At 42.2% G+C, this 9808-nt stretch carries 9 protein-coding genes; 5 read left to right on the forward strand and 4 right to left on the reverse strand.

What is annotated here, in order from left to right:
• The first annotated feature begins 263 nt into the window (after positions 1-263).
• The 4 genes from greB (at position 264) to B4F91_RS17870 (ending at position 4347) form a co-directional block, all read left to right on the forward strand.
• Complete coding sequence (greB, locus tag B4F91_RS17855; protein WP_004588245.1) at positions 264-737, forward strand: transcription elongation factor GreB; 474 nt, start codon at positions 264-266, stop codon at positions 735-737.
• Between the two features lie 133 nt (positions 738-870).
• Positions 871-1182: a hypothetical protein gene (locus B4F91_RS17860; RefSeq protein WP_064384617.1), complete on the forward strand. Its 312-nt coding sequence runs from the start codon at positions 871-873 to the stop codon at positions 1180-1182.
• 50 nt (positions 1183-1232) lie between these two features.
• Positions 1233-1814, forward strand: a complete 582-nt coding sequence (locus B4F91_RS17865) for a CBS domain-containing protein (protein WP_004588243.1) — start codon at positions 1233-1235, stop codon at positions 1812-1814.
• 211 nt (positions 1815-2025) lie between these two features.
• Positions 2026-4347 carry a Tex family protein gene (locus B4F91_RS17870; protein WP_054983335.1) on the forward strand — a complete coding sequence of 774 codons (2322 nt, stop codon included), beginning with the start codon at positions 2026-2028 and terminating at the stop codon, positions 4345-4347.
• 83 nt (positions 4348-4430) lie between these two features.
• Here B4F91_RS17870 and B4F91_RS17875 read toward each other — a convergent pair whose 3' ends face one another.
• The 3 genes from B4F91_RS17875 to bioH form a co-directional block, all read right to left on the reverse strand.
• On the reverse strand, positions 4431-5291 hold the full coding sequence (locus B4F91_RS17875; RefSeq protein WP_054983334.1) for a putative metalloprotease CJM1_0395 family protein: 861 nt from the start codon (positions 5289-5291) through the stop codon (positions 4431-4433).
• Positions 5292-5296: 5 nt separating this feature from the next.
• The gene (locus B4F91_RS17880; protein ID WP_004588240.1) at positions 5297-5605 is read right to left on the reverse strand and encodes a hypothetical protein; all 309 of its coding nucleotides are present in this window, start codon (positions 5603-5605) and stop codon (positions 5297-5299) included.
• An 88-nt stretch (positions 5606-5693) separates the two neighbouring features.
• Positions 5694-6431 carry a pimeloyl-ACP methyl ester esterase BioH gene (bioH, locus tag B4F91_RS17885; protein WP_286936400.1) on the reverse strand — a complete coding sequence of 246 codons (738 nt, stop codon included), beginning with the start codon at positions 6429-6431 and terminating at the stop codon, positions 5694-5696.
• Positions 6432-6504: 73 nt separating this feature from the next.
• On the opposite strand from bioH, the gene B4F91_RS17890 reads away from it, so the two are divergent.
• A complete protein-coding gene (locus B4F91_RS17890; protein ID WP_286936398.1) occupies positions 6505-7182 on the forward strand; it encodes a ComF family protein in 678 nt (225 codons plus the stop codon).
• A gap of 8 nt (positions 7183-7190) precedes the next feature.
• Here B4F91_RS17890 and B4F91_RS17895 read toward each other — a convergent pair whose 3' ends face one another.
• Positions 7191-9746, reverse strand: coding sequence for a M14 metallopeptidase family protein (locus B4F91_RS17895; protein WP_286936396.1), 2556 nt, complete (start codon positions 9744-9746; stop codon positions 7191-7193).
• Positions 9747-9808: the final 62 nt, after the last annotated feature.

The following is a 9808-nucleotide window of genomic DNA, read 5'->3' on the forward strand; positions in this document are numbered from 1 at the left end:
CTAGTGGGCTAAGTAAAAACCGAGTAACAAAGAGTTTATCGCCCCTAGGCAGAACCCGAAGGGCAGCGCATGTTTGGCATTTATGCTGCGTTATCACCTATTTATGGGGAATAACCACACTTCATAGGCTCTGCCTTGCCTAAAAACCAAACATACTGCTGCAAATTCGACCATCAAAGAACAACACGCCCTAAAGTTTACACTCGACAAATTTTAGCAATTTTAATAACGTGCACAGCATTAGAGTTAATGAATAAAAGCCCATGAAAACAAATTTAATAACCCGCGAAGGTTACTTACAATTACAGCAAGAGCACGACCATTTATGGAACGTTAAACGCCCTGAAGTCACTAAAATAGTGAGCTGGGCGGCAAGCCTTGGTGATCGCTCAGAAAACGCAGACTATCAATATAATAAACGCTTACTGCGCCAAATTGATCGTCGTGTTCGGTATTTGCGCAAACGCTTACCCGATTTAAAAGTTATTGATTACTCGCCGCAGCAAGACGGTAAAGTATTTTTTGGCGCATGGGTAGAAATAGAAAACGAGCAAGGCGAGGTTAAAAAATTTAGAATTGTAGGGCCTGATGAAATATACGACCGTAAAGACTACATATCAATTGACTCACCTATGGCGCGCGCCCTGATAAAAAAACAAGTAGACGATGATTTTGAGGTACCTACACCGCAAGGTAAAAAAGAATGGTATGTAAATAGTATTGAATATCAAAAATAGTCCCCCCATAACATTATTAATAGATAACTACTTTGATTCAGATCAGGTAAATTTTTTATTGTGTAATATATCTCATTAGGATATATATTGGTTTAGCAGGTTTATCTTTAACCTGATTTTTAAGGTAGTGGCTATGTCAAACTTAGTACAGCGCATATGTAGTAATGCCGTATTGTTTGCACTTTTAATGAGTGTGAGTTTGACTCTGCATGCCAATACCACCGAAGTAAGTATAGATAACGCCAGTATATCTAATCATTTTATCGCTTGTGAATTTCCTGACCAAGCAACCCCCGACATTGACTTAGATTCTCATGTTAATGCATTTGCTATTAGGTTGTTTCAACCGCTACCTAATGCTGTTTCATCTTTTTACCAAAGTACAAACCTAAACCGTCCTTTTAGTACGGCATATCAACGTGGTCCACCTAGCTATTTAATTTAATTCACAATTTTACTTTTTGATTAAATTTTATAACTAATAAGGCGACTACTATGTCTAACTTTAAAGAATTACGTACCCAAAATATTTCTCATGGCGTTATTGCAAGCACGTTTGAAGATCAACAAGCCACTATTGATTTAACATCTCCGGCTTTAACCGTAATCAATAACTTTACCCAAAAAACGCCAATTCGCGCTCAATACGACACTCCTATCAGCGAGGCGCTTAAACAAGTACTAGCAGAGCATTCTGACTATGTATTGGTGACTGATGATGCGCAAAAATTAATTGGTATTGTTTCAAGTGCCGACCTACAAAGCGCTAAAATTACGGCCATTGCACAGCGTTTAAATACCAGCCGCAATGAAGTGAGCTTACGCTACATTATGACACCTATTAGCCAACTTAATGGCGTAAGTATGCAAAGCCTAAGCTATGCAAGTATTGGCGATGCACTACAAACAATGGAGCATCAAGGCAGCATGTTTTTATTAGCAACAACCACTAATAACGAAATATGCGGGTTAATTTCGGCGCGTCAAATAGCTAAAACGTTACACATTCCAGTGCATATTACCCCTATTGCTCACACGTTTAGTGATGTTTTAGAAAGCGTAGAGCACCCTCACTAAAGCGCGCTTTTACGCTTTGTAAGCTCAGCCAAGCCAACCATCTTAAAGCAAGCAAAATTGCTTGCTTTAAGAGCTTTTTATTACAACCTGCTGTGATATTATTCAACTAATAAATACCTACCAAACTCATTAAATAGCAACTTTAATAAGCAGGGTATAACAGTACCAGAGGGATTTTCTGGTTTTATTTTTTGTATTAAAAGGTTTATGCATGAGCGATATCTCTGCACGTTTAGCCACTGAGCTAAATGCACAACAGCAACAAGTTGTTGCTGCTACAAAATTACTTGATGAAGGCGCAACGGTTCCTTTTATTGCGCGTTACCGTAAAGAAATTACCGGTGGATTAGACGACACGCAATTACGCCTTTTAGAGCAACGTTTGTCGTACTTGCGCGAGCTTGAAGAGCGCCGCAGCTTTATTTTATCAACCATCGAATCGCAAAATAAATTAACGCCAGCACTTAGTGCCGATATTACCAGCGCACAAAGTAAAACTGAGCTTGAAGATTTATACCTTCCTTATAAAGCTAAACGCCGTACCAAAGGGCAAATAGCCATTGAAGCAGGCCTTGAGCCACTTGCCGATGCGCTATTTAACGACGCAAACTTAGAGCCAGAGCAACAAGCGCAGCAGTTTATAAATGCCGACAAAGGCATTGCTGATACCAAAGCAGCCCTTGATGGCGCTAAATTTATTTTAATGGAACGCTTTGCAGAAGATGCCAAGTTATTAGCTAAATTCAGAAGCCACATTAGCCAACACGGCGCTATACAAAGCACACTTATTGACGGTCAAGAACAAGCCGGTAGTAAATACCGCGACTACTTTGACCATCAAGAACCTCTTAAAAAGGTCCCTTCTCACCGCGCACTTGCTATGTTGCGCGCGCGTAACGAAGGTATTTTGCAGCTGAGTATTAACCCAGAGCCAAGCAGCGAAAATGCAGCCCAGCTATGCGCGCAAATGATTGCTGATCACTACCGCTTAGATGTGAAATATAAAGCAGCTAGCGCATGGCTATTAAGTGTTGTGCAGTGGGCATGGAAAATAAAGCTTGGCCTACACCTAGAAAATGAATTTTTAGCAGCCATGCGAGAAAAAGCCGAAACCGGCGCTATAGATGTATTTGCTAAAAACTTAAAAGACTTACTTATGGCCGCCCCTGCTGGGCCGCGTACCACGCTTGGTCTAGATCCTGGTTTGCGAACTGGCTGTAAGATTGCCGTAGTTGATGGCACAGGTAAATTGCTTACAACCCAAACTATTTTCCCTCACGCACCACAAAATCACTGGGAAAAATCGTTACGTACATTAGAGCAACTATGTCGCCAGCATAAAGTAGAACTTATTGCGATTGGTAACGGAACCGCATCACGCGAGTCTGACAAGCTAGTAGGCGAACTGATTAAGGCCAATGCTGAGCTTAAATTAAACAAAATTATGGTAAGCGAAGCCGGCGCGTCTGTTTACTCTGCGTCTGAATTTGCAGCGAATGAATTTCCTAACTTAGATGTGTCTTTACGTGGCGCGGTATCTATTGCGCGTCGCCTGCAGGACCCACTTGCCGAGCTTGTTAAAATTGAGCCAAAATCAATTGGTGTAGGCCAATACCAGCACGATGTATCGCAAAGCCAATTAGGCCAAACACTGACCGCAGTAGTAGAAGACTGTGTAAACTCAGTGGGTGTTGATTTAAATATGGCCTCGGTGCCGCTTCTTACTCGCGTATCGGGGTTAAATAAAACCTTAGCGCAAAATATAGTAAATTACCGCGACACTAACGGCACGTTTACTAAGCGTAGCGAACTTAAAAAAGTTGAGCGTTTAGGACCAAAGGCGTTTGAACAAGCAGCAGGCTTTTTGCGTATTAATCAGGGTAAAGACCCACTTGATAACTCATCAGTTCACCCTGAGGCTTATCCTGTTGTTAAACTTATTTGTGAGCGTAACAACCTTGATGTAAATAGCTTAATAGGCAATAGCGAGTTTTTAAATAAGCTGGTTGCTAATGACTACACCGACGAGAAGTTTGGTTTACCTACCGTTACCGACATCATTAAAGAGCTAGATAAGCCTGGGCGCGATCCTCGTCCTGAGTTTAAAACTGCTGAATTTAAAGCCGGTGTAGAAAAAATCACAGACCTAAAACCCGGTATGATTTTAGAAGGTGTGGTTTCTAACGTTGCTAATTTTGGTGCGTTTGTTGATGTAGGTGTTCACCAAGATGGCCTAGTGCATATTTCGGCAATTACTAATAAGTTTATCTCTGATCCGCGCGAAGTAGTAAAAGCCGGTGACATTGTAAAAGTAAAAGTGGTTGAGGTAGATGCCCCACGTAAACGCATTAGCTTTACTATGCGCTTAGATGATGAAATAGACACAAGCAATAAACCCGCTGCCGCGCCGCAAAAGCAACGCAGTAATCAGGGCCAGCAACCGCGTGCAGCAAAACCAAAGCGCGATAACGGTAACGCCATGATGGGTAATGCCTTTGCCGATGCATTTGCTAATGCAAAAGTAAAAAAATAATACCCTTTTGCTTCATTAAGTGATGACTCCTTAAACTAAAAAGCCGCTCATTGAGCGGCTTTTTTAATTATGCTTAGCTGGTTTTAACCAAATGCAGAAAAACCACTCTCGTTTTGGGGTGAGCTAGTCATTTGATAAAAATTAGCAATACGACCAGCTCGTGCGTCTACTTCTGGGTCGCGTGATTGCTCGGTATTAGTATCGCTTTGAGACTCAGCGGTACTGGTTTCGTTTATTGATAACGCACTTTGTGGCTCTTGTGCTTGCGCTTCATCGTCAGCAGGGGCTGATAATTCAGCTTGCGCTGCGGCCATTTTTTGGGTTGCATCAGCGGCAATGGCTCTATCGGCACTAGAAGGTTCAGCAGGGGCAAGTGCGGCTGCACGTACCGTTTGCATTTTATCTATAGTGGCTTGCGGATCGCCGGGGATTTCAGATACATCAATTTGTACCTCACCGCCAACAGCGTAATTAGTGCCATCTGGTCCACGTTGGTATTCATAACTTGGTGAACCTGCATACTGCCCACCCACCGATGCATGAGCTTGTTCGTGCACACGCACTTCAGTATCGCGCGCTTTAAGCTCTTCAATTTGCTGCTGTTCTAATTCTAGCTGTTGCTGATCTTGCTCTTCTTCGGGGGTGTCTTCGCTTGCTTGTTGGTTTTGTTGCTGTTCGCTATCTGAATCTTCGCTGCCTTGCTGACGCTGCTCAACAGCTTGCTCATCACTGAGTTTACCGGTTGCATCATAGGTGGCGGCTTCTGCACTGCTTGGCAGTTTTGCTTTATCAGCATCGCTTTGTGCTTTGGTTTCGGTATTACTGGCGCTATTGGGTGCAGGGGCAGGAATAACTTCGCGCAGTTGGTTGTCACGCCGAGCGGTTTCAGTATAAACATTGGCGGTGTTTATATTGATAGACGGAAATGGCGTGACAATATTCATAACGTTTAAACTTTAATATCGATTAGCGTACCAAGCACTTCATCTGCAGTTTGAATAGATTGCGTGTTTGCCTTGGCATTAAACTCTTCAACTTTTAAATTAACAAGCGCTTCGTCAACCCGAGCTGGCTGTGCAACAGGCGCTGTTACAGCCTCTTCAGGTCGCGCAGCTGTTAACTGGCGCTGTTGGGCTAGTTGCGTATCGTCTTGCTCTTCAATGGTGGCACGGTTTATCTCTGCGCTTGCTCGTTCTATACCTTGGCTTGCACGATTAAACCCTTCTACACCACTATTAAATACTGAACCAATAGCCATGCTGTACCTCCAAAAATAAATATTGTTTAATTATCGCTCACTTCATGGGCAAAATAAAGCTTTAAACAGTACCTTTCTTTAGGCTATTTTAAAGCATTGATTTAACGGCAGATAAAAACTCTTTTTTATGAGAAATAAACGGTGCATGGGAGGCTTTGTCTAGTACTTCGTATTCAAACTCAGTATTTAGTGCTGCCATTTTATTAATTGCTTTGTAAGGTACCAGCGCATCTAAACGGCCAAATATCGCTTTTACAGGCACTGGGCAATGCGCAAATACGTTGCGTAAATCATCATTTTGTAAAATATTTAAACCCGCACTTAACGCCTCACTTTTAGGCGCGCTGTACTGATTTAGCAAGTGCTTTAGCTGCTTTATATCATCGCGTGCCGACTCACTACCCATGGCCTGAATAGCTAAAAAGCGCTCTATAGTTTTTTCTCGGTGATTAACTAATTGCTCTTTAAATTGCTCAAGCACGCTGGCTTTTATTCCAGGCCAATCATCTGCCTCGGCAAAAAAAGGGCTTGAGGCAACTAAAATTACTTTTGATACTTTATTTGGCCAATGTTTAGCAATATAAAGTGCAAACAATCCTCCTAGCGACCAGCCCATTAATATAGAGCCAGGGCTAAGTTGCTCGCTTACGATTTCAGCTGCATCGTGTAAATTATAAGGACTTGGGGAGCTATTGCTGTTGCCAAAGCCAGGCAGGTCAATGCTGCGCACCGAGCCACTGTATAAAAACGTTAACTCTGGCTGCACTAATTGCCATACGCCTTGGTTCATGCCCCAACCATGTAATAAAACTAACTCGCTTTGCATATTTGCCTAACCTTAACCAAACTTAGCCACATCATAACGCTTACATTGACGAAAGCAACGCAAGGAGCAGCCAATGCAACACTCATTTTTTAATTGGTTATTTCCCTCTTATTGCTTGCAATGTCAGGGAGTTGTTAGTGCTCAAGAGGGGTTGTGCGACTATTGCTTAACGGATTTAAGCGTGTTTGATTTAAATAAACACAGTAATTTATTGCACCGCCCGGATATTGTAGAAATGTTTCCGCATTGCGAATTTGATAAGCTCTTTGCCTGTGCTTTTTATCAGCCCCCATTTGAGCATTGGCTTAAACGACTCAAATTTAATAATCAAATTCACTATAAAAAAGCGCTGCAACAAGTAATTAAACGCCAACTATCGGTGTTTTTTGAAAATTTAACTACCCAGCCCGACATAGCTATTATTTTACCTTTGCACCGAGGGCGCTTTTTAACGCGCGGGTTTAATCAGGTAAGCCAAGTGTGGCAACCGTGTTTGGCAAAACATATTTGTATAAGTAATGCGCTAATACGCAATAAAGCCACGCAAGCACAGTCACAATTATCTAGATCCAAGCGGATTAAAAATGTAAAAAATGCCTTTGTATGTACACAAGATATGAGCGGTAAAACGGTGGTTATTGTAGATGATGTAATGACCACAGGCGCCACGCTCAACGCGGCTACCCGAGTATTAAAGCAAGCGGGCGCTAAACAAGTCTGGGCTTTTGCTACATGTTTAACGCCACTTTAAAGGTGTAGTTAATCACCTCTTACTCTAAATGTGTGGCCAAAAAATAAAGCATTACTGAGTAATCGGCTTGTGCCGTACCAGTATCCTCTAAATACAGGGTTATCTGTCATCGCAATAACACTGCCACGCCCGTATGAGTGGGCCATCATGGCTGCTGCACCGGCAATTTGCTGCTCATTTACACCATCGGTAAACCCTGCTAATAGTGGTTTTTGCGGGTAAGTGAGTATGTTTACAAACGGGGCGGATGATTTTTCTAATAACCAGGTACTATTTTTAAATACAGGCAGCGTTTCACGATTAAGTGAAAATGTTAGTGGATGCGTGGTGTCTACATCGGTATTAAAAATAGCGCCGGCTATACGTTGTCGCCCTGCTAAATGGTCTTTATCTGCGTAATTTAGCCCTTGAGTATTAAAAGCGCTGGCTACATCTTGCCTAGATAAATAATTAGCCTTAAGTAATTGCTGATCAGCTAAAAATTTAGCGCCGCCTTTGTGGCCCCAAATTACGCCGCCTTTTCTTACCCAGCTTTTAATAGCAACTTTATCACTATCGGGTAAGCCCGAATAATTGCCATTAGCTAGTACAATGTGGCTGTAATTATTTAAATCTAGGCTACCTAAACGCTCCATTTCTACTATGGTCGGAGAAATACCGACAAAGCGGTCAAGGTAATACCATACTTCACCCGCTTCGTATTGGCTTACGCCTTTACCGCCCACAAGCAGTACTTTTGGCTCGTTTAATACCGCCATAGTGCGCGAGCCTAAATCGGCGCCTTTCCCTGTAAGGCCCGTGGTAATAGGCTTTATCGCAATACCAAACTGGGTTTGAGCATCGTTTAAAATAGCCACCCAATCAGGGTTTGTTTGCAGCCCTGCGGGGACAATAATGCTGCCAGGTGCAAAGTCTATTTCGGTGGTGCTGCTTTTAGCTGTTAAGGCGCTTAACGCGACACGCGCTTTAATGCCTTGCTTTAGCAAGCTATTTAGCATTTTAGGCGCTAAGTAATCGTCCCAGGCAAAGCCAAATGCATAACTTTGCTTTAACGCAGCAAATGATGGTTTAACTGCTTTTTGCCACGCAGTGCTGGCTACTTCTAAGCCCCAACTACTTTTTACTTGTGCAAACTCTAAATTAAAAGCGTGGGCGAGTGTCCAGCCCGACACATCATAAAATGTGTTATCGGCAAAACTTTTTTGCTCACTAAAAATAGCTTTTACTAAACGAAACTGTGGCTGAGCTAACGGCACAAAATAACTTTGGGTGCTAAAGTTTTTGCCATTGGCTTTTAGCGCTTTTGTAAGTGGATAGGCATTAATTTGATGCTGCTTTAACAGGTTTAAAAATAGTTTAATCCGGGTGTTGTCTTTAGCGCCCTCAACCACATAGCCTTCAAAACTTTCATCATCAGCTAAATCAACTGCTTGGTTATAAAATTTAGCCTGATAGGTTAATAGCGCCTGACGGTTATCTACCGCTGCTTTAAAGGTTGATAGGCTTGTTAATAACTGATTTTTAATAGTAAAAGGAAACGTAAGCGTACCATTTATGGTTTCTTGTACATGCCCACGCGAGCTGGCTTGCTCAAATAAAATACCTATACCGCCGTTTACATCGGGGTAGGTTGAACCCTTGCCGTAATAAAAATCGTCAAAGCTTTCTTCGGTAAAATAAAGGGCATTATTTTTATCTAAAGTTTTAGCATGGTAATTGGCTATAGCTTTAGTAAGCGTTACGTTTTCATCTGGGGTAATTGGGTGCTTGCGACTGGCAATGCCAGGTTGAAAAAAGTAGCTGCTGTTTGGCCCCATTTCATGAAAGTCGGTAAGAATATTTGGCTTCCATTGATGAAATTTAGCAATGCGTGCACGCGACTCTGGGTGTTGTAGTAATAACCAATCGCGATTTAAATCAAACCAATAGTGATTTGTACGGCTACTTGGCCAGCTTTCTACGTGTTCACGCGTTTTAGGGTCGCTTGATAAGTTCATCCCCCGATTACTATTAGCCCAATTAGCAAAGCGAGCCAAGCCATCGGGGTTAAGTGAAGGGTCGAGCAAAATAACGGTATTATTTAATAGTTTTTCTATTTCTGGGCCTTGCGCTGCAGCAAGGTAATACGCAACCAATAAAGCGGCATTGCTGCCTGATGACTCATTGCCATGCACACTGTACCCCATCCAAACTACAGCAGGCTCATTTTGTGTGTTTTTAGCTTGCTCACTGTTTGTTAAACGGGCTAAGTGCGCTTGGCGAATTTGCTCTAAGTTAGCTAGTTTTTCAGCGCTGCTAATACTTAGCATCACAAGCGGACGTTGCTCGTGTGTGCGCCCTATTACTTCAAAATTTATACGATTACTTTTTTGCGCTAGAATTTCCATATAACGCACCAGTTGGTCGTGCCTTACATGCCACTCACCTACTTCGTAACCAAGTACGTCTTGTGGGGTGGGTATTGTTTTATCAAACTCTACATCTTGTTCAAAATAATACGAAAGTGGTTTTGCCATACTTGAAAAGCTAAGTATTGCCACCATTATAGTTACTATCCAGCGCATATAAATCACTCTAAAAATGTTTGTTATTTGCACGCTAGCATTGCTTAAAATAGATGCCAACT

Origin of the sequence: Pseudoalteromonas sp. UBA6610, assembly GCF_002433295.1 — a bacterium.
Classification (GTDB): domain Bacteria; phylum Pseudomonadota; class Gammaproteobacteria; order Enterobacterales; family Alteromonadaceae; genus Pseudoalteromonas; species Pseudoalteromonas atlantica.